Annotated in this window: 22 protein-coding genes; 9 read left to right on the forward strand and 13 right to left on the reverse strand. The window is 71.7% G+C overall.

The window, feature by feature from the left end:
- Positions 1–228 precede the first annotated feature (228 nt).
- From D6270_RS09640 to D6270_RS32905, 3 genes are all read right to left on the reverse strand, one after another.
- Positions 229–489, reverse strand: coding sequence for a hypothetical protein (locus D6270_RS09640; RefSeq protein WP_109165789.1), 261 nt, complete (start codon positions 487–489; stop codon positions 229–231).
- Positions 490–609: 120 nt separating this feature from the next.
- The gene (locus tag D6270_RS32900; protein WP_225976809.1) at positions 610–1,338 is read right to left on the reverse strand and encodes a hypothetical protein; all 729 of its coding nucleotides are present in this window, start codon (positions 1,336–1,338) and stop codon (positions 610–612) included.
- Positions 1,296–2,144 carry a glycosyltransferase family 39 protein gene (locus D6270_RS32905; RefSeq protein WP_225976810.1) on the reverse strand — a complete coding sequence of 283 codons (849 nt, stop codon included), beginning with the start codon at positions 2,142–2,144 and terminating at the stop codon, positions 1,296–1,298. Before D6270_RS32905 ends, D6270_RS32900 begins: the two co-directional genes overlap by 43 nt.
- Before the next feature lie 123 nt (positions 2,145–2,267).
- Between D6270_RS32905 and D6270_RS09650 the strand changes: the two genes are divergently transcribed.
- Both D6270_RS09650 and D6270_RS09655 read left to right on the forward strand, forming a co-directional pair.
- A complete protein-coding gene (locus D6270_RS09650; protein WP_109165788.1) occupies positions 2,268–2,948 on the forward strand; it encodes a response regulator transcription factor in 681 nt (226 codons plus the stop codon).
- Complete coding sequence (locus D6270_RS09655; RefSeq protein ID WP_109165787.1) at positions 2,935–4,497, forward strand: sensor histidine kinase; 1,563 nt, start codon at positions 2,935–2,937, stop codon at positions 4,495–4,497. Before D6270_RS09650 ends, D6270_RS09655 begins: the two co-directional genes overlap by 14 nt.
- A 334-nt stretch (positions 4,498–4,831) precedes the next feature.
- On the opposite strand, the gene D6270_RS09660 is transcribed toward D6270_RS09655, so the two are convergent.
- Positions 4,832–5,689 (reverse strand): LLM class flavin-dependent oxidoreductase, encoded by an 858-nt coding sequence (locus D6270_RS09660; RefSeq protein WP_109165786.1) that lies wholly within the window; start codon positions 5,687–5,689, stop codon positions 4,832–4,834.
- A gap of 101 nt (positions 5,690–5,790) precedes the next feature.
- Positions 5,791–8,487 carry an AfsR/SARP family transcriptional regulator gene (locus D6270_RS09665; RefSeq protein WP_225976811.1) on the reverse strand — a complete coding sequence of 899 codons (2,697 nt, stop codon included), beginning with the start codon at positions 8,485–8,487 and terminating at the stop codon, positions 5,791–5,793.
- A 102-nt stretch (positions 8,488–8,589) separates the two neighbouring features.
- On the opposite strand from D6270_RS09665, the gene D6270_RS09670 reads away from it, so the two are divergent.
- Entirely contained in the window at positions 8,590–9,273 is a 684-nt protein-coding gene (locus D6270_RS09670; protein WP_109165785.1) for a hemerythrin domain-containing protein, read from the forward strand.
- Between the two features lie 256 nt (positions 9,274–9,529).
- The gene (locus D6270_RS09675) at positions 9,530–10,204 is read left to right on the forward strand and encodes a DUF2238 domain-containing protein (protein WP_109167517.1); all 675 of its coding nucleotides are present in this window, start codon (positions 9,530–9,532) and stop codon (positions 10,202–10,204) included.
- 104 nt (positions 10,205–10,308) lie between these two features.
- On the opposite strand, the gene D6270_RS09680 is transcribed toward D6270_RS09675, so the two are convergent.
- From D6270_RS09680 to D6270_RS09700, 5 genes are all read right to left on the reverse strand, one after another.
- A complete protein-coding gene (locus D6270_RS09680) occupies positions 10,309–11,031 on the reverse strand; it encodes a hypothetical protein (protein ID WP_109165784.1) in 723 nt (240 codons plus the stop codon).
- Between the two features lie 311 nt (positions 11,032–11,342).
- Positions 11,343–11,777, reverse strand: a complete 435-nt coding sequence (locus tag D6270_RS09685) for a hypothetical protein (RefSeq protein ID WP_109165783.1) — start codon at positions 11,775–11,777, stop codon at positions 11,343–11,345.
- A gap of 213 nt (positions 11,778–11,990) precedes the next feature.
- On the reverse strand, positions 11,991–12,221 hold the full coding sequence (locus D6270_RS09690; RefSeq protein WP_391039343.1) for a DUF397 domain-containing protein: 231 nt from the start codon (positions 12,219–12,221) through the stop codon (positions 11,991–11,993).
- A 116-nt stretch (positions 12,222–12,337) separates the two neighbouring features.
- Positions 12,338–12,547, reverse strand: coding sequence for a DUF397 domain-containing protein (locus D6270_RS09695; RefSeq protein WP_151414663.1), 210 nt, complete (start codon positions 12,545–12,547; stop codon positions 12,338–12,340).
- Positions 12,544–13,383, reverse strand: coding sequence for a helix-turn-helix domain-containing protein (locus D6270_RS09700; RefSeq protein ID WP_109165781.1), 840 nt, complete (start codon positions 13,381–13,383; stop codon positions 12,544–12,546). Before D6270_RS09700 ends, D6270_RS09695 begins: the two co-directional genes overlap by 4 nt.
- Before the next feature lie 115 nt (positions 13,384–13,498).
- On the opposite strand from D6270_RS09700, the gene D6270_RS09705 reads away from it, so the two are divergent.
- The 3 genes from D6270_RS09705 to D6270_RS09720 all read left to right on the forward strand — a co-directional run bounded on the left by D6270_RS09705 (position 13,499) and on the right by D6270_RS09720 (position 15,123).
- Positions 13,499–13,753, forward strand: coding sequence for a hypothetical protein (locus tag D6270_RS09705; protein WP_109165780.1), 255 nt, complete (start codon positions 13,499–13,501; stop codon positions 13,751–13,753).
- Between the two features lie 67 nt (positions 13,754–13,820).
- Complete coding sequence (locus tag D6270_RS09710; protein ID WP_109165779.1) at positions 13,821–14,210, forward strand: hypothetical protein; 390 nt, start codon at positions 13,821–13,823, stop codon at positions 14,208–14,210.
- 463 nt (positions 14,211–14,673) lie between these two features.
- Positions 14,674–15,123: a hypothetical protein gene (locus tag D6270_RS09720; protein ID WP_225976812.1), complete on the forward strand. Its 450-nt coding sequence runs from the start codon at positions 14,674–14,676 to the stop codon at positions 15,121–15,123.
- A gap of 11 nt (positions 15,124–15,134) precedes the next feature.
- On the opposite strand, the gene D6270_RS09725 is transcribed toward D6270_RS09720, so the two are convergent.
- Positions 15,135–15,482, reverse strand: a complete 348-nt coding sequence (locus D6270_RS09725) for a hypothetical protein (protein WP_162600262.1) — start codon at positions 15,480–15,482, stop codon at positions 15,135–15,137.
- On the opposite strand from D6270_RS09725, the gene D6270_RS09730 reads away from it, so the two are divergent.
- On the forward strand, positions 15,459–16,037 hold the full coding sequence (locus D6270_RS09730) for a dienelactone hydrolase family protein (protein ID WP_161030425.1): 579 nt from the start codon (positions 15,459–15,461) through the stop codon (positions 16,035–16,037). The genes D6270_RS09725 and D6270_RS09730 overlap by 24 nt on opposite strands.
- A 28-nt stretch (positions 16,038–16,065) precedes the next feature.
- On the opposite strand, the gene D6270_RS09735 is transcribed toward D6270_RS09730, so the two are convergent.
- Positions 16,066–16,794 (reverse strand): alpha/beta hydrolase, encoded by a 729-nt coding sequence (locus tag D6270_RS09735; RefSeq protein ID WP_109165775.1) that lies wholly within the window; start codon positions 16,792–16,794, stop codon positions 16,066–16,068.
- A 94-nt stretch (positions 16,795–16,888) separates the two neighbouring features.
- On the reverse strand, positions 16,889–17,731 hold the full coding sequence (locus tag D6270_RS09740) for a helix-turn-helix transcriptional regulator (protein ID WP_109165774.1): 843 nt from the start codon (positions 17,729–17,731) through the stop codon (positions 16,889–16,891).
- 257 nt (positions 17,732–17,988) lie between these two features.
- On the opposite strand from D6270_RS09740, the gene D6270_RS09745 reads away from it, so the two are divergent.
- A complete protein-coding gene (locus D6270_RS09745) occupies positions 17,989–18,939 on the forward strand; it encodes an SDR family oxidoreductase (RefSeq protein WP_109165773.1) in 951 nt (316 codons plus the stop codon).
- Positions 18,940–18,947 lie beyond the last annotated feature (8 nt).

Here is an 18,947-nt window from a genome sequence, read left to right on the forward strand (position 1 = left end):
CGGACGCCGTGGGGTGCGGGAATCGCGGAAGCCGTGCGGTCCGGGAATCAGGGCCACTTCGCGGCACGTTCAGCTGACGGCATCTCTCACGCCCCGCGTCGCCCAGGAGACCTCTGCTGATGGTCGCCGCCCATGCCTGGGACCTGCGCGGTGCGCGGGAAAGTGACGGTGCTGCCGGGGGCGCGTCTTCCCGGCAGCCTCCGGTCTCTCCGGGTGTTCCGGCGGGGCCTAGACCTCCTGGGGGTGACCGCCGTCGCCTTCGATGACGAGCCGGTCGGTGCCGGGCTCCTCCGCCCCTTCGACCACCGTCACGTCGATCGTGCCGTCGCCGGTGGTGTCGAACTGGTAGAGGTCCGCCGTGCCGTCGCCGGTGGTGTCCGTCATCCACACGTCGGGCTTGCCGTCGCCGTTGGTGTCCGCGCTGAGGAGGACGTGGTGCTCGTCCCCCTGGGTCACCGTCGCGTCTTGGGTGGAGTCGTTGGTTTCCATGGCGGCCGGATGCCCCCGGGCGGCGGTTCAAAACCGCAGCGGTCCGTGATAGAGCGGCAGCCGTTCCCGGCGCGGGGCGCGGAGTCGGCGGCCTGGGCGGAGCGGCAACGCTGACGAAGCTCACCGACCGCAGCGCTTCTGCGCTGTCCATGTTGATGTCCGGTACGAAACATGGGTGCCAGGTCTCGGGTGTATTCGGGTGTACAGCGTGACCTTCGCGCCGTTGACCTCACTCGTCGTGTGCGCGCGGAAGTGACATCGCAGAGTGTCCCTTTTCGCCTCCTCTCGCGGGTCCCCGGGCGCGTGCACGCCTGCCGCCCGCACGACGACGATCCGGTCGAACCGCTTCATACGTGCGGCGATCTCACGGGCAGGGCGTTCGATACCAGCGAGGGTGTTCGATGTCACGGGGTCCCGCGCCAGGGCGAGATCGACGAGAAGGCGTGTGTCGTCGGGGTCGGCGGCGGTCAGCGTCCGTTGCTGACCGGAGAGGTAGAGCAGCCCGTCGCCGGGGCGGCCTTCCGTGCGGACGGCGGCACCGATGGCCGTGGCGTCGTTACTCCGGCTCTGGGCCGTTCTCAGCGAGCTGCTCAGCGGTGCGAGGGCGATCAGAGCCGCGGGCACCGCGACGTACACCGTCCAGGAGTACCGCGGCAGCCTGTGGACGTACTCCAGGAAGGCGCCCAGCAGGAGGGCGAGCCCGATGTCGCTGAAGAGGACGTAGCGGTCCACGAAGATCGGCCTGACCAGGGAGACGGTCAGCAGCAGAGCGCCCGGAAGCACGAGAAGCGGTACGGCGAGTGCGGTCAGCCGGACGGTCCCCGGCTCCGCAGGGGTACTCGTGTACACACCAGCCCGACCATCAACGCGGCCAGCCAGGGGTAGGGGCGCACCGGTCCGCCGATCCACGACACCTGCTCCGACTGGCCCGCGCTGACGATCGCCAGCGGCAGCAGCCCTGCCACCACGCCGGCGGCGGTGACGGTCCACGCTCTCAGCACGGCCCTGGAAGGGTGCGAGACGATCAGCGTGACACCGTGTGCGGCAAGGGCCAGCACCGCGAACTCGTGGAGCAGGCAGGCCAGGAGCATGGCGAAGCCGTACACGGCCCACCGCCGACGGCCGCGCCGTTCCATGCTGATCACCAGGGCGCAGGTCGCCCAGGCGATCAGTGCGCAGACCATGGCGTAGGACCGGCCCTCCTGTGCGTACTTCTGCACCTGGGGGAGGAGGGCGAACACGAGCCCCGCCGTGACTCCGGCACGAGGTCCCGCCAGAAGCAGTCCGAGAAGGCCCACTCCACCCGCCGCGGCGGCCATGGCCAGTACGGACGGCAGCCGCAGGGAGAGCAGCCCGGCACCGAAGACGTCGAAGACGACGTGCATCACCGCGTAGTACAGGGCGTGGACGAGGTCGATCTGCTGCGCCGTCTCCCACAGTTGGTGCAACTCGCGTTGCGCGAGCCGGTAGGTGACAGCCTCGTCGCCCCACATCGTGCCCTGTCTGCGGATGCCCCACATACCCAGGGCGAGGGACAGTGAGGCGGGGGCGACGACGGCCAGGGCCCTCGTCGGGGCGGAGGGCAGCCGGGCAGTGGGCGGCTGTGCCGGGAGCGCGGCGGGGGCGAGGGCGGGCGCGCGTACAGCGAGCGACATCGGCGGAAGGGCCTTTCAGGCGGCGTGGACATCGCCAGCGTGCCCGGCCCACATGACCGGCCGCTGACCCAACCTGACCGGCCGATCAGGAACGGCCGCGGGCCCTGTGCCACGCTACGGGACATGCGCATCCTGGTGGTCGAAGACGAGGTGGATCTCGCCCGCACCCTGCACACCGGTCTGACGGCCGAGGGGTACAGCGTCGATCTCGCCCACGACGGGCGGCAGGGGCTGTGGATGGCCAGGACAGGTGATTACGCCGCTGTCGTCCTGGACCTGATGCTGCCCGGCCTCAACGGCTACAAGGTCTGCGCCCAGCTGCGCCGCGAAGGCAACGCGACTCCGATCCTGGTGCTCACCGCCAAGAACGGGGAGTGGGACCAGACCGAGGCATTGGACACGGGCGCCGACGACTACCTGGCCAAGCCCTTCTCCTACCTGGTGCTCGTGGCGCGGCTCCGGGCCCTGGTCCGACGTGCCGCAGCCGTCGCCCCACCCGTCCTCGCCGTCGGGGACCTCTCGCTGGATGTCGCCGCCCGGGTCTGCCGTCGGGCCGGAGCCCGGGTGGACCTCACCGCCCGGGAGTTCGCCGTACTGGAACTGCTGGCCCGGCGGGCGGGGCAGGCCGTTTCCAAGGCGGATCTGCTCTACCACGCGTGGCCCGATGACGCCCTGGACCCGAATCTGGTGGAGGCGCGCGTCAGCGTTCTGCGCAAGAAGGTGGACGCCCCGTTCCATCGGCAGTCGCTGCAGACCGTGCGAGGCATCGGCTACCGGCTGGTCGACGACCGTGAACGCGGCTGATCCGCGACGGCGCTGGTGGCCCCGGTCCGTACGCGCCCGCACCGCTGTGACCGTCGCCTCGACCGCCGCAGCCGTCCTGCTCGCCATCGGCTGGTGGCTGCACCACGACGTCTACCGTCAAAGCGCCCGGATCGCCGAGGACCAGGCCCTGGCCCCGCTCCTCGCGCTCGCCGACCAACTGCGGCAAGGAGTGACCCCCAGTCCGAGGAGCGCCGTGCCGTACGAGGTGGTCGCCACCGGCCGCAGCACCCCCGTCGCGTCGGGCGGAGGGATGGACGCCTTTCCTCCCGGCAGCCGCCATGTGCTTCCCGAACCACCCGCCGCCTCCCGGCCCATTCATGATGACGATGCGGCCTACAGCTATGACGCCTACGAACTACGCGTCCCGGAACGCAACGACGTCGTCCGCAGCTTCGACCTGGGCGGCAGGACCTACCCCGTTCTCACCACCGACGTCTGGGCCGGTGAACTGACCCGGGGGCAGAGGGCCGCCCTGGGCCTTTCCCCGGACGCCATCATGCGGGTCTACGTGGTGGTACTCCCCCACACCGCCGAGGCGATCACCACCAACATCGACCTCCTGCTGCTACGCGCCGCACTCGCCGGCCTGCTGCTGATCTCCGGCGTCACCTACTTCACCGTACGCATCGCCCTGCGGCCGGTCGAAGCGATCCGCACCGCCACCGCCTCGGTCACCGCCGGCGACCCGAGAGAGCGGGTCACCGTGCCCGCCACAGGTCACGAGATCACCGCCCTGGCCACCACCATCAACACCACCCTGCAACGCCTCGACGAGGCCGCAGACCAGCAGAGACGGTTCGTCGCGGACGCCGCGCACGAACTCCGCAGCCCCCTCACCACCCTGCTGACCAGCCTGGAAGTAGCGCTCGCCTATCCCGGACGCACCGACTGGCCCGCCGCGGTCGGCACCGCGGCGCGGCAGACCCGACGCCTTCAGAACCTCGCCGAGGATCTCCTGCTCCTCGCCCGCCTGGACGCCCACGCCTCCTCGAAGGACAGCGCCCCCATCGACCTGGCCGCCTTGACCCACCGCCTTGTCGAGCAGGGCGTGCCCCTGGACCGACCGGTGACCCTCACGGCACGCATCACAGCCCCCGCCTATGTGCACGGCAGCCCCGGGGACCACGAACGGCTCCTGCGCAATCTCATCGACAACGCCGCCCGCCACGCCGCGAGCCGCGTCCGGATCACCGTCCGGAACCAGCTCGAACACGTCGAACTGTCCGTCCACGACGACGGTCCGGGCATCCCCGCCGAGGAGTCCGAGCGGATTTTCGAGCGTTTCGTCCGGCTGGACGAAGCCCGGACCCGGGACCACGGAGGCACCGGCCTCGGCCTCCCCATCGCCCGCGAACTCGCCCACCGCCACCGTGGCAGCCTCGTCCTGGTCCCTTCGGACCTCGGAGCATGCTTCCGTCTGCGCCTCCCCCGAGCAACCCCGGGCCGCCCTGACGGCGAACTCCGACAGGACCGCCCTGACGGTGCGAGGGCTGCCGGCCGGTCCGCTCCGGACCCTCCTGCGCCCTGACGGACCGACAACCGCCGCACCCGATCGGCACACCCCGCGACCCAGGCGCGGACCACCGCGACAACGGGCCCCACAGCGCCCGGAACCAACAACCGGCCGACCCGGAGCGAAGCCGTCGCCCCGAGGTCCGGAGGGCCGGGCGTTCACAAGAAGCGCAGGACCGGACACGCGTGGGGCACCAGGTCCGCGTGCGCGTGGCGTGCCTGCGGGGTGACCGGAGTCGGCCGGGTTCCCGCCCCCTCCTCGTGTTCGACGCCGAGCGGATCGTCCGCGCGGAGCACCGGCCTTCCGGACCACGAGCCCACCAGGCCCGCCGTGAGGCGTGCGCCCCGCGTCAGAGGACGATGTCGGCCAGGCGGCTGACGTCGTCGAGGTCGTCGGTTCCGGGGCCCAGGATCAGTTCGTCGGCGCCCAGGTCCTCGAACTGCCGGACGGCGTCGCGGATGGCCGCCGCGCCGGTGTGCACGTTGTTCACGACGAGGTCCTGGAATCCGGCGGTGGCGGTGGCGCCGTAGTAATCGGCGACGGTGGCCCGGGCGCGGTCGGGGTCGCCCAGCGCGAAGTAGTTGACGCCGACCAGCCGGGGCTGTCCGGGCCGCCCGGCCTCCTGCCAGGCGGTGCGGGCGGCGTCGAAGGCTCCGGCGGCGAGGGAGGCCGGTACCGATCCGGCGATGTATCCGTCGGACCACTGGACCATCCGGCGGTAGGCGGCCGGGGTGGTGCCGCCGAACAGCAGGGGCACCTGCCGTCCGCCGGCCGGAACCGCCGGGTTCGGGCTCCCCGGCACGGGTTCGCCGGCCCAGACCGACCGGTAGGTCTCCAGGTCGCGGTCCATCCGGGCACCCCGGTCGCGGGGGCCGTGCCCGGGTACGACGAAGTCGTCCTCGCGGATGCCCACCCCGATGCCGAGGGTGAGCCGGCCGCCGGAGACCGCGTCGATCGACGCCGCCTCCTTGGCCAGCAGTGTGCCCGGCCAGGTGGTCGCGACCAGCACCTGGCTGAGCAGCCCGATCCTGGTGGTGGCCCCGGCGGCCGCGGCCAGGGCGACGGTGTCCATGACGCCGGGGTAGGCGATCCGGCCGGTGGTCCCCAGGGTGGCGAAGCCCGCTTCCTCCGCCCGGCGGGCCCAGGCGGGAATCACCTGGGCGTTGACGTCGCGGACCTGGTTGGGTATTCCGATTCCGATGCGCATGGCGGGACTCCTCTGCTGGTGGGGATGTCGACGTCGTACGGGCCGTGGCCCGGCTCCCTCGGTGATCCTTCCCAGGTACCCATACATCCGGGCTGCAAGGCTCAGACAGCGCGCGCCGCGGCGGTCAGGACGGCGACGGCGTCGTCCAGGGTCGGCGGCTCCTCCGGGGGTGCGCCCTCGTACCAGCCGTGCGGCACGACCGACTGGAGGAAGGTGCCCGTCGGCTGGATGCCGCTGCGCGCCTGGTGGAAGTGGACGACGTCGCGCAGCAGCGCGGCGCCGGCCGGGTCGTCGGCCGCGTCCAGGGCCAGGGCCCCGTTGTGCAGTACGGCCAGCTGGTTGCTCAGGTCGCCTTCGCCGGCGAAGCGCCGCAGTGAGGAGCTGAGCAGGGGCAGCGCTTCGCCTTCGCGGGCGTCGACCAGGGTCTGGGCCTGCATCAGTTCGCTGAGCGCGGCCGTCCAGACCAGTCCGGAGGCGTCGGCGAGCTGTACGGCGGTCCGCAGGCGGTGCTGGCCTTCGGCGGTCCGGCCGGCCATGACGAGGGCGGCGCCCCAGGCCATCGAAGCGGCCGCGATGAGCCAGGTGGTCCGCGTCCCGGTGGCGATGGCGTGTGCCTCGGCCGACGCTTCCAGTGCGATCGCCGGGTCGCCGCCGGGCAGTTGGACGAGGGCCTGGTAGTAGCGGACCTCGGCGAGCAGGCCGCGGTGGTCGGGTTCCGAGCCCACCGCCAGGTTCGCCTCGGACAGCATGCGCCGTGCCGTGGTGACGTCGCCGGTGAAGTAGAACAGGCCGGCGGACGAGGCCCTGGCCCGCACGGTGTCGCCGAGCGGGGCGTCCGGCGCGGCGGCCAGGGCCGCGGTCAGCACCCGGTTGCCCTCGGCGAGCAGGCCGCTGCGGATCCAGAACCACATGAGCCGGGCGGCCGTGCGCAGGGCCTCGGCCGGGGCGTGCGTCAGGTCGTGTGCGAGGCCCGCGCGCAGGTTGGGCAGCTCCAGACGCAGGGCCGCCATCGTGGCCGCGGACCGCACGCCCTGGAGATCGCCCTCGGCCCGGGCGACCAGTTCGCGGACCCAGCGGGCGTGGGCGGCGCGGGAGGCCGCCGGATCGGCGTCCACGGACCGGCCGTACGCCCGGATCGTCTCCAGCATCCAGTAGCGGGGGCTGCCCCCGCCGGTCTCGGCGGTGACCACGGACTGATCGACCAGGGAGACGAGCGTGCCGAGCCCGGCGGGACCCGCGGCCTCCAGGGGGAAGCCGCCCTCGTACGGCCAGAGCCGCACCGCGAGGTCCCGCTCCTCGGCGGAGAGGAGGTCGAAGCTCCAGGCGACGGCCTCCTGCAACGTGGCGTGCGGGGTCATCCTGCTGTGCGGAATCCTGCCCAGCACGGTGAAGCGGTCGTCCAGGTTCTCGATCAGCCCCCGTACGCCGAAGGTCCGCACCCGTGCCGCCGCCAGTTCCAGGGCCAGCGGCAGGCGGTCCAGCGCGTCGGCGAGGCGGCGCAGGTCCCGGCGGTCGGTGTCCTGCCCGATCCAGCCGGGTCGGCCCGCGCGGATACGGTCGGTCAGGAGCGTCACGGCGTCGTCGGCGGCCAGCGGCCCGAGCGGCAGGTGGTGTTCGCCGTCGACGCCGAGAGGGCTGCGGCTGGTGGCCACCACCCGCAGCGCGGGTACGCGGTCGAGCAGGTCGACGACGAGCCGCGCCACCTCGCCGACGAGGTGCTCGCAGTTGTCGAGTACCAGGGGCTTCCGGTGCAGCCGCAGCCGTTTGACGAGTGCCTCGTACGGGTCTCCGGCGGCCCCGGTGACGCCGACCGTCCCGGCGACCGCCGAGACCAGGTGGGCGGGGTCGGCCACGTCGGCGAGCCGGACGACGGCGTCCCGGCCGGCCCACTCCACCGCCAGCCGGGTCTTGCCCGACCCCGCGGGCCCCACGACGGTCACGAGCCGGTGCGTACCGACGAGACGGCTCAGCAGCGCCACATCGGCGTCACGGCCGATGAACGACGTCAGCGGCCGGTCGCCGGGCTCCCCAGCCTCCGTGGCCGCGCTCGGGGCCGGGTCCTGGGACAGGGCCGGGTCCTGGGACAGGATGCGCCCTTCCAGCTGCCGCAGCTCCACGCCGGGGTCGACACCCAGTTCCTCGGCCAGCAGGGTCCGGACCCGGCGCACCGCGTTCAGCGCGTCGGCCTGGCGCCCCGACCGGTAGAGCGCCAACGCCAGCAGTTGCCAGCGGCGTTCGCGGTACGGCGCGGCGCGCACCAGCAGTTCGAGCGCGGCCACCGCCCCGGCGTGGTCCCCGGTGGCCAGCAGCGCGGCGGCCGCCTCCTCCTGGGCGCTGTCACGCTGTTCCACCAGGGCGGCACGGATCGCGGCCGTGGACTCGTCGTCGGCCAGATCCTCGTACGGTGTCCCGCGCCACAACCGCAGCGCCGCCTCGAAGGCCGCGTAGGCGTCGGCGTGCCGGTCATCGGCCGCCAGCGCACGGGCGCGGACGAGGTGGCCGTGGAACCGTTCGACGTCGGTGTCGGCGGCGAGGAGCTGATAGCCGCCGCCGGAGCGCCGCAACTCCATTCCCGGCAGTGCGCGGCGGAGCCGCGAGACGTACACCTGCAGGGCGCCCGCCGGGTTGCGTGGCGGGCGGCCACCCCACAGCCCTTCGGCCAGGCTGTCCTCCGAGACCGGCCGGCCCTCCCCGGCGACCAGGATCGCCAGCAGCCTGCGGGGCAGCCGGCCCCCGACGTGGACCGGCTGGTCACCCGCTCGGACCTCGAACGGACCCAGCACTCCGAACGTCTGCACCGCACCATGTAAGCCGATGCCACCGACGGCGGCAACGGCAGGGCGGCGGAGCCGTATCCGTCCTGTAGGCGGACTGAAAGGTACGACGCCGAAACTGCTGCCATGCACTCCGAGACGAACGAGAAGATGGCCGACAGCCGCGACATGATCGGCGCACACGACGCCATGCGGAGGGAGTTCGACGCCCTGCCCGCACTGATCTCCGGCGTGCCGGCCGGTGACGCGCAGGGCACCGCCTTCGTCGCCGACCACGTCCTGATGATGATCGACTTCCTGCACGCCCATCACACCAGCGAGGACGACCACGTCTGGCCCCGGCTGCGGGAGCGCTGCCCCGACGACGTCGGCCCCCTCATCGAGACGATGGACCAGCAGCACACCTTCATCGACAGCGAGTTGCAGGCCCTCGCCGCGGGTGGCCGGGGGTGGCGGGACTCCGCCGACGTCTCCGACCGGGAAGCCGTCGCCGCCGTCGCGGAGCGACTGCTGCCGCCCCTGCACGAGCATCTGACGCTGGAGGAGGAGCGCGTCCTGCCGCTCATCGACCGCCACCTGACCGAACGCGAGTGGAAGGCGACCGTCGAGGCTTCCCTCGGCAAGGTGCGCTTCTCCCAGCGTCTGCTGATGCTGGGCATGGCCCTGTACGGGGCGGACGAGGAGCAGGCCCAGCTTCTGCGCGCAGCGGTCCCCGCCGTCGTCTGGCACGCGGGCCGCCCGATCGGGACGCGTCTCTACCGCACCCACCGTGAGCGCCTGGCCTCCGCGAGCCGGGATTCCGGCCGCTGACCCCGCCCCGGGGGGTCTGGCCGGACCCGCCGGACCGGAACCCGCCCCGAGACGGCCGGAGCGGTCCGGGGTGGAGCGGGACGTCCCGCTCCACCCCGGAGGTCAGGTGCCGCAGCCGCTCAGGCGACACGAACGGCCCGCACCCGTGAAGTCCCGGACGGGGAGAGGACCAGGAGGGTTTGAGTACACGTACTCATGAGCGAGGCTCCGGCCGGGCCCGAGAGTGGGGGCCCGCACCGAACACGAGGAGCAGGCCATGAGTGCCCACCCCGCCCCGGCCCCGACGCCGGCCATGACCCTGCCGTCCCGGCGTCGCCTGCCGGCCGTCCTCGCCGTCGGGGTGAGCGCGGCGCTCGTCGCTTCGCGGTTCGGCGCGGCCGATCCGACGACCTGGCTGCTGGAGACGGTGTGGGTGATGGTGGGGCTGCCGCTGGCGATCCTGCTGCGCCACCGTTTCCCGCTGAGCGGGCTGCTGTGCGGGCTGCTGGCGGCGCACGCCCTGGTCCTCATCGTGGGCGGCCACTACACCTACGCGGAGGTGCCCGCCGGGGACTGGGTGCGCGACTGGCTCGGCTGGGACCGCAACCCCTACGACCGCTTCGGCCACCTGGTGCAGGGCTTCGTCCCGGCCATCCTGGTACGCGAACTCCTCGTCCGTACCTCCCCGTTGCGCGGCAGCCGCTGGCTCGCCCCGCTCACCGTCTGCGCCTGCCTGGCCTTCAGCGCCGTCTTCGAGATGCTGGAGTGGCTCGCGGCCGTCACCGGCGGCCAGGCCGCCGATGCCTTCCTGGGTACGCAGGGGGATGTCTGGGACACGCAGTGGGACATGTTCTGTGCCCTGATCGGCGCCGTGTGCGCCCTGCTGCTCCTCAGCCGTGTCCATGACCGATCCCTCATCCGTCTGAGCCGGGAAAGGTCGATCGGGGGCTGAGAGCGGAAAAGGGGGTTCTGCCACCGGTCGGCGGCAGAACCCCCTCTTCTCTCGGCGACGGGAAGAAACTCCCGTCGGCCGGAGGGCCTCAGGAACGGAACGCGTCAGGCGTTGATCTTCTTCAGATCCACGACATCCCCGGCGGCGGGCTTCTGCGCGTCGACCTTCTTGTTGTAGTCGCTCAGCACCGTCTCGCTCGGCACTTCGCCGCCTTCGGACACCGCCTTGAGGACGTAGGGCTCGCCCTCGGTGGCCACGTACATGGTGATCTTCTCGCCGTTCTCCTGCTTCTTCTCCAGGATCAGCGCCGGCGTGCCGTCGACCTCCGTGGTCTTGCCCTTCTTCATTCCCTTGCGCTCGGACTTGTCGCTGTCCAGCAGGGCGAGGGCGGCCTGCTTGTCGCACATCCCCTCCGTCCCGGCCTGCGCCGAATCGGAGACCACCCACTTGTCCTGGACCTGCTGGACCACCTTCTCGGTGCCGGGCTTCCCCTTCAGCGTGTTCTGCCAGAACTTCTCGTCGCCCCGCACATAGACGCTCTGCCCGACCTGGACGACATCGGCCTTGGCTCCCTTTCCGGTCATGGTGCCCGTGCAGAGATCCTGGTCGTCCACGCGGAAATCGATGCCGATCTCGTTGCCGTCGGGCTGCTTCGCCTTTCCGACGATCCGCAGGGATTTCGCGTCCCGCGTCGCCTTGACCGCCTCCTCAGCGATGGTGTCCGCGCTCTTTCCCTCGAACGCGTCATCGGAATTCTCACTGCCGCAGCCCACCAGGGCCGTCGCCCCCAGAGAAACCGAGACCGCGGCCAGGATGACCTTCTTCATCGCATTCCCTCCCTGAATGTGGAAGGCCTCCCCAGGCCCTCACGAGCCCGGCTACCCAGGAAAAACGGAAGATCACTCACCTATTTATCGATTTACCCGACAGCCATGAGAAAGAGACGTAATTTGGCCAGCATGGCCGGTGGGAGGGGCACGGGTCGGGCCGATGGGTTGCCAGGAGGAGTGACCCCGGCCGCGACGGTGCGACGGACGGGCTCGCACCGGGTGCGCATGGCGTCTGCGGTGACCACGGCGCCGCCCGCCGTGCGGTGGAGCCGACAGCCGGCACCCCGCTCCCGCCCCGCCCTGGGCCGTCAGTCGGCCCGAGGCAAGGCGGCCGCTACCACGTTCCGCTCCGCGCGGCCGGCCAGCGGGAAGACGATCCTCAGACCTTGCTCACTGTCCGCCGAGGAGATGACGAAAGACGAGTTGAGCACCCGCTCCTTGATCTCCGAGCGGACGAGACCGGCGCGCGGAATCGTCATCAAGTGCTCTTCGGGCCGGGCGAACGTCGGGTTCGCCCGGAAGATGAAGATGCGGCGGTCGGTCATTCCCAGGCACATGGGGGTCGGCACCGGGATGACGGCCATTCCACCGCCGCTCAGGATGGCCGTGGCTGCCGCGAACGCCGCCGTCCGGGGCACGGTGACGGAACTCAGGTTCACGATGGTCGTCACCTCGACCTGCTCACCGGGTTCGAGCATGGGGTCGATGGCTGCCAGAAGAAGCCGGCGGCGCTTGCCCTTCATGTGTGTACTCCTGCACCAGGGGGCGTGAACCGTACGGGACCGCCCCGTACGGTTTGCGACTGCCCGGCTCCCCTGGCACCGCAGGATCTCGGCGCCCGGAAGGCAGCCGGGCCGGAGCCCCGCGCGGAGCCCGGCCGCCGTGAGTCGTGGGCAATCTTGGCATGGGTGGTCAGAGGCTCATGGAGATGCCCCCGACCCACCTCAGCAGCGGTGTCAGGCGGCGGGGAACGTCCCGGCCCGCACGCCCGCCACGAATGCGGAGAACGCAGCGGTGCGGACGCCGACCACCGGACCGTCCACGACCTTCGAGTCACGCACCGGGACGATGCCCTGCGAGGGGGCGAGGTTGACGGCCACCTCGACACAGTCACCGCCGTTCGAGCTATACGAGGACGTGAACCACTGCGGGCGCTGCTCGGGCATCACGAAGTGTCCTTCCGTCATAGGAAGTTCCACCATGCATGAGTCGGCAGACCGCTGCCAGAGGGCCTGGTCCCGGGCAGCGAACCGCCCCACCCTGCGCGAGGCAGGGCGGGGCGTTGCCCGGAACGGTGTTCCTGTCAGGCGGCGTTGAACGTTCCGGCCCGCACGCCCGCGACGAACGCCGAGAACGCGGCGGCACGGACGCCGACCACCGGACCGTCCACGACCTTCGAGTCACGCACCGGGACGATGCCCTGCGAGGGGGCGAGGTTGACGGCCACCTCGATGCAGTCACCGCCGTTGTCGCTGTACGAGGACGTGAACCAACGAGGGGATTCGGTCTTCACAGGGTGCCCTTTCGCAGCTTGCTGATCTTGGCCACAGACGCTGCCTTCGACAGCGCCTCGCCCTGCATCTGATGGTAGGCCGTGAACATGGGTGCCACTAGCGATGTTTCGCGCTCCACGTACCCCTGTGCCTGCGACTCGGCGTACGCGACGATGGAGCGGTCAGCCATCGTCAGCAGATTGACCGGCAGGTAGAACGCCCTACGCTCACCGAGACTGAACGGTGCCACCTGAATGATCCAGTTGGGCCGCGCCGACATCTCCTCCAGCCGTCGGAGCTGGGCGTTCATGACCTCGGGGCCGCCGACGGCCTGATGGAGACAGCTCTCGTCCATGACGACGAACACCATCGGTGGCTGCGACCGCACCAGCGCTTCCTGCCGTTGCTCCAGGAATGCGACGCGCTCGTCCGCCTGTTCATAGGTGATGGATCCGCGCTCCACGTGCCAGTAGGCCACAGCCCGCGCGTAGTCCGGCGTCTGTAACAGCCCAGGAATGAGACCGAGGTTGTAGATCCGGAGCTCCACCGCCCTGCCCTCGTACCCCACGTACTCCGGAAAACCCTCCTTCAGCGACCCGTTCCGCAGCTCCATGTACTCGCGCTCGAACGAGCCGTCCGTGCCGGTCGTACCAAATGCCAGGTCGGACTTCCGCGAAAAGCGAAGGGATGGCGGTTTGCGAACGGTTTCCACGGCCGAGATGTGCTGACTGGAGTAACCGATCCTCGGGGCCAGCGCGTCCTGCGTCCACCCCCGCTCCTCCCGGAACCTTCGGATACGCGCTCCGAAGGCCGCCTGCGGGCTGCTGGCGGGGTTCAATTCCTTGATGTTGACCATGGGTGCACTTTCAACTCTTCCTTCAGGTTCCCCCAGTTGAAGGGCTTCTCACGTTAGGTCACTCTGAATCGCCCTGGTAGCCGAACGGCTACAGAACGGAGCTAAGGAGTACGACGTGGACGCTCGTGCGAGCCACCAGGAAGCACCTCCTGCCCCACCCGCCCCGGGCACCCCTCTGGTCGACACCAGCCGCAACGACCGTGTCGGCGAATTCCGTGGTGTCGCCGGCGCCCGCTGGTCCCTCCGCCCCATCGGCGGCGGGATCGAGTGGGAGGCCGACCCCCAGCACGTACGGCCCGCGCTCCCCATGGAGCAGATCCGTGCCCGTACCGCGCGGGCCAACGCCCGCAGCCGGGGTGAGGTGCTGTGACCAGGGTGCGGCTCCGGCTCCCCCGGCTCAGGGCCCTCGTCCGGCACGACGACCACGGGCCCGCCGCATGAGGCGCACCGTCGCCTACGCGGCCGAGGTCACCGTGTCCGACGGGCTGAGGCACGCCTCCCTCGGCACCGCCTCCGTACGCAACCGGCGCCTCGCCCTCCTCTGGCTCCGGCGTCAGGCCCTCCGCCTCGCCAACGCCCACGGCGACCGCGCGGCCCTGGAGCACGAAGCCGTGCGACTGCCCACCGCCGATGCACGGGCGGTCCTCTTCCACGGCACCGACGCACCGGAGAGCCTGCGGTTCTGGGCCACCGACGCGTGCCGCCAGGACGATGCGATACGGACCCTGGAAGCGGGCTTTCCGCTGCACTTCACCGTCGCCGACCCCGCCGTCGGGCTCTGCGTCACCCTCGCCGGATGGCGCACCGCCCCGGCCGCACCGCTGTAGCCCACCCTCCGCAGAAGAGGCCTCCGTGCTGCAATGCACCGCCGTGACCCGGCTCCCCTCAGTGAGGTGCTCACCGCCCTCGTCACCATGCCTCTCGGCCCCGATGCCCCGCCGGAAGACTTCACGCTCGACCAGTACGTGCTGTGCGAGCTCGGCGAACACGACGCCGTCACCGACCACGCCGCGCTCCTGTGCCCTGCCGAGAACCCCGACCGGCCGGCGCTCTGGTTCTTCTGGACGGGCACCAGCACCGATCGCACCCACCGGATCACCACCGCACCCTGGTGCCCGGCCGTCCTCCGGAACCTGAGCACCGACGCCGTCCTGGGGTGCTCGCTCTTCGCCGGCCATCCCACCGGCCACTCCTGGGACGTCACCGCCCCCTGGCGGACCTCATCGCCGGAGCGGCTGACGCCGATACCGATGACGACGCATCCGACGACCCACGAAAGCGGCACCGGCCATGATGCAGTGCTCCGCCGTCGCCCTCCTCCCGCCCCCGGACCACCTCGTCGCCCTCGCTCCCCCCGGGCAGCGCCCCGAGACCGGCCATGTCCTGTGCGAACTCGGCGGCGACCACGACGACCGGCACGCCGCCCTGCTGTGGGACGAGGGCGGGCGGCCCGGAAGCGGCGTCTGGGTCCGCTGGAAGGGCTCGGGGCTCGCCGCCCTCACCCCGCTCCCCTGGTGCTCCGCACGCGACGCCCGTAACGAGGCCTGCGAGCTGTTCGCCGCGCACCCCTCCGCCCACAGCTGGCACGTCACGGATCCCACCCACGACGCCATCACCCGACACCTCGCCCACCAACACCCGGAGCTGTTCGCCGCGTTCAGCGACCGCGACAGGGAAGGACGCGGGCCTAAAGAAGGGGGCGGGGATCAGGACGGGAGCGGGAACGGGAGCCCGTCCTGACCTGCCGGCCGTCAGCTCGCGCCGTCGCCCTCCGGGGGCAGCGGCAGGACGGGGTGGTCGGGGATCGGATACACGCCGACGGCGAAGCCGTGAACCGTCCCGCCGGAGCGCGGCAGCCCGTCGAACTCCTGGACCACCTGCTCGATGCGTTCCCAGAACGCGGCCGCCTGCTCCTCGGAGATGCGCGCCCGCCGGATGAACTGGCGCAGCTGCCCGAGCCCGTGCGCCGGGGCTGATTCCTTCGCCGCCGTCTCGAAGTGGTTGAAGTCGGGCGGCAGCGGTCCGCCGGCCTTCTGGTGACCGAGGCCGACGTAGAACATCCGGGCCGTGCGGCCGTGGCGGAAGTTGTGCTGTTCCACCACGCGCAGGGCCTGACACCGGGTGTCGTTGCTTTCGCGGCCGAGCTGCGCCGGGCCGGGCACACCGTCCACGTCCCGGATCTCTACGAGGGGCACGTCTTCGGGACGCTGGAGGAGGGCATCGCCTACGCGAGCCGGACCGGGTTCCCCACCATCGCCGACCGCGGGGTCGCCGCCGCCGACCGGCTCGGCGGCCCACTGGTCTACGCGGGGTTCTCCCTCGGCGTCGTACCGGCGCAGCGTCTGGCCCAGACACGCGAGGACGCCGCGGGAGCCCTGCTGTTCCACTCCTGCCTGCCGGTGACCGAGTTCGGCGAGGCCTGGCCGACCGGCCTCCCGGTGCAGGTGCACGGGATGGACGGCGACCCCTTCTTCGCCGGTGACGGGGATCTCGACGCGGCGAAGGAGCTGACCGCCGGCGCCGAGGGCGCCGAGCTGTTCGTGTACTCCGGCGATCAGCACCTGTTCGCCGACTCCTCGCTCACGTCCTACGTCCCGGCCGCGGCCGACCTGCTGCTGCGGCGGGCCGTGGAGTTCCTGGACGGTCTCGGGTAGGCCTGCCGCCCGTTCGGGGCCGGCGGGGTCAGCTCTCCTCGCGCCCGGTGATGCGGGTCAGCAGGTCCGTGGTGGCCTCCGGCGCTTCGAGCATCATGTCGTGGCCGGTCGGGAGGGAGTGGACGTCCCAGCCCTGGTCGCGTGCCCGGTCCGAGGAGAGTTCGAGGCTGGGCAGCGGCGGCCGGGTGTGGCGTACGTAGGACGTGGTGAGCGCCGCGAGCGGTCCGGGGTCGAAGTCGACGGCGTCCGTCTGGCAGCGCAGCGGGAAGGCGGTGAGGCGGGGCGCCACCCAGGCAGCCGACTCCTCGTCGGTGATGCCCCATCGGTCGAGGAAGGAGGCGTCGGCGGGCAGGTACCAGCCGTCGCCCTTCTCGGCGGCGAGTGCGCGGTAGCTCTGGGCCGTCCCGGGCGGTTCGACGTCCAGCAGGCACTCGCCGGGCCGGACGAGGAACGCGCCGAGGAAGGTGACCGAGGCGAGGCGGCCTACGGACCGCTGGGCCACCGGGCCCGCCAGGACACCGGCGTAACTGTGCAGGACCAGGTGGACCTCGCTGAGGTCCTCGTAGCGCAGGAGGGCGGCCACATCCTCCACGTGCGTGGCGACGCCGACGTCCGGGCCGAGCAGATGAGCGTGCTCCCCCTGCCCGGTCAGGCTCGGTGTGAAGACCCGGTGGCCGGCCCGCGAGAGCAGGTCGCGGACGGAGCGCCAGCACCAGCCGCCGTGCATGGCTCCGTGGACCAGTACATAGGTCCCCATGACAGACCGCCTCGTTTCGCCTCGATCGTGCCCCCTTTCGCACCATAGGGCGCCGATCGCCGCGCGGACGGGAGACAGGACGGCTCGGGCAGGATCAGGTCATCGCCTGTGCCCCGATGACCGACAGCAGCCGCAGCCGGTCGTAGCTCTCGCTGCCCGGTGACGCCGTGTAGACGAGCAGGCTGTGCGACTGGTCCGGGTCCAGCAGCCGCTGGCAGTTCAGCTCCAGCACCCCGACCTCGGGGTGGACGAAGCGCTTGACCTCGTGCGGGCGGATGCCGACCTCGTGGAGCTCCCAGAGCCGGCGGAACTCCTCGCTCCGGCCGAGGAGTTGCTCGGCGCACTCGGCGGCGCGGGAGCCGGCGCCGCGGAGCGCGGCCAGTTCCCGCAGGCCGGAGGCGAACATGCGGGAGAGGAAGCCGTGGTCCTCGGGCGCGTAGAACGCCCGGGTCGCGGGGTCGGTGAACCAGCGGTATCCGAAGGAGCGGGACAGACCCGTGTACCGGGTGGTGTCGCCGGTGAGGGCGACCCCGAGCGGGCTCTGCCGCAGGGTCTCCCCCAGCTCGGTGACGATCTCGGCGGGGGTGTCGTCGAGGCGGTCGAGGATGCGGAGCAGACCGGGGCTGATGTGCTCGCCGGTCGTGCCCCGGACCGGCGGGGTGTGGCCGACGAGGCGGAAGAGGTGGTCGCGCTCCTCCAGGGAGAGGTGGAGGCCCTGCGCTATCGAGGCGATCATCTGCTCCGACGGCTGCGGGCCGCGTTCGCGCTCCAGCCGGGCGTAGTAGTCGGTCGACATGTGGCAGAGCACGGCGACCTCCTCGCGGCGCAGCCCGCCGGTCCGGCGGCGCTGACCACGCGGAAGACCGACGTCCTCGGGTTGCAGCAGCTCCCGGCGGCGCCGGAGGAACGCAGCCAGTCCGGCGCGGTCGATCTCCATACGTCTCCTCCGTCGTCCCGAGCTCGTGGTGAGGGCCGTCCCCCACTCCTTTGTATCGCCCGGCGGCCACCGGAGCCACGGATCGTCGATCCCCCCTACGGCATGCGGCCGAGCGGCCGCCGGGCGCCGCCGGCGCCGGGCCGCCGATCCGACCGGCGGCCCGGCGATCAGGGGATCGGCAGGCCCTGGATAGGCCGCGGCGGCGGCTCCACCGTGGAGGCGACCGGATGTCACCGACCACACGAGGAGTGACCCTCATGCCCCGCAAGCCCCCCGACCTCACCCTCCCCGACCTCTCCGGCAAGCGTGCCGTCGTCACCGGCGGCAGCGACGGCATCGGGCTCGGCATCGCCGCCCGGCTCGCCGCCGCCGGTGCAGAGGTCGTCCTGCCCATACGCAACCAGGGCAAGGGCGAGAGGGCGCTCGCCGCGATCCGGCGGCAGGCTCCCGGCGCCCAGGTGTCTCTGCGGTCACTCGACCTCTCCTCGCTGGACTCGGTCGCCGCGCTCGGCGACTCCCTGGTCGGCGAGGGGCGGCCCGTCCACCTCCTGGTCAACAACGCGGGTGTCATGACCCCGCCCGAGCGGCAGAGCACCCCGGACGGGTTCGAGTTGCAGTTCGGGACCAACCACCTCGGCCACTTCGCCCTGGTCGGCCACCTGCTGCCGCTGCTGCGGGCGGGCCGGGCGCGGGTGACCTCGCAGATCAGCGTCGCCGCCAACCAGAACGCCATCAACTGGGACGACCTGAACTGGGAGCGTTCGTACAGCGGCATGAAGGCCTACAGCCAGTCGAAGATCGCCTTCGGTCTCTTCGGACTCGAACTCGACCGCCGCAGCCGGGCGGAGGGCTGGGGCATCACCAGCAACCTGTCCCACCCGGGCGTCGCCCCGACGAGCCTGCTCGCCGCACGGCCGGAGATGGGCCGCGCCAAGGACACCACGGGCGTGCGGATGATCCGTGTCCTGTCCGCCCGGGGCATCGTGGTCGGCACGGTGGAGAGCGCCCAGCTGCCCGCCCTGTACGCCGCCACCTCGCCCGACTCCCGGGGCGGCGCCTTCTACGGGCCCAAGGGCCCCGGCCACCTGGGCGGCGCGCCCGCCGAGCAGAAGCTCTTCTCCCGGCTCACCGGCACCGACGAGGCCCGCCGGGTCTGGGAGGTCTCCGAGAAGCTGACCGGTGTGCGGTTCGCGGACCAGGCCCGCTGAGCGGGTGT

The organism is Streptomyces griseus subsp. griseus (genome assembly GCF_003610995.1).
Lineage (GTDB): Bacteria > Actinomycetota > Actinomycetes > Streptomycetales > Streptomycetaceae > Streptomyces.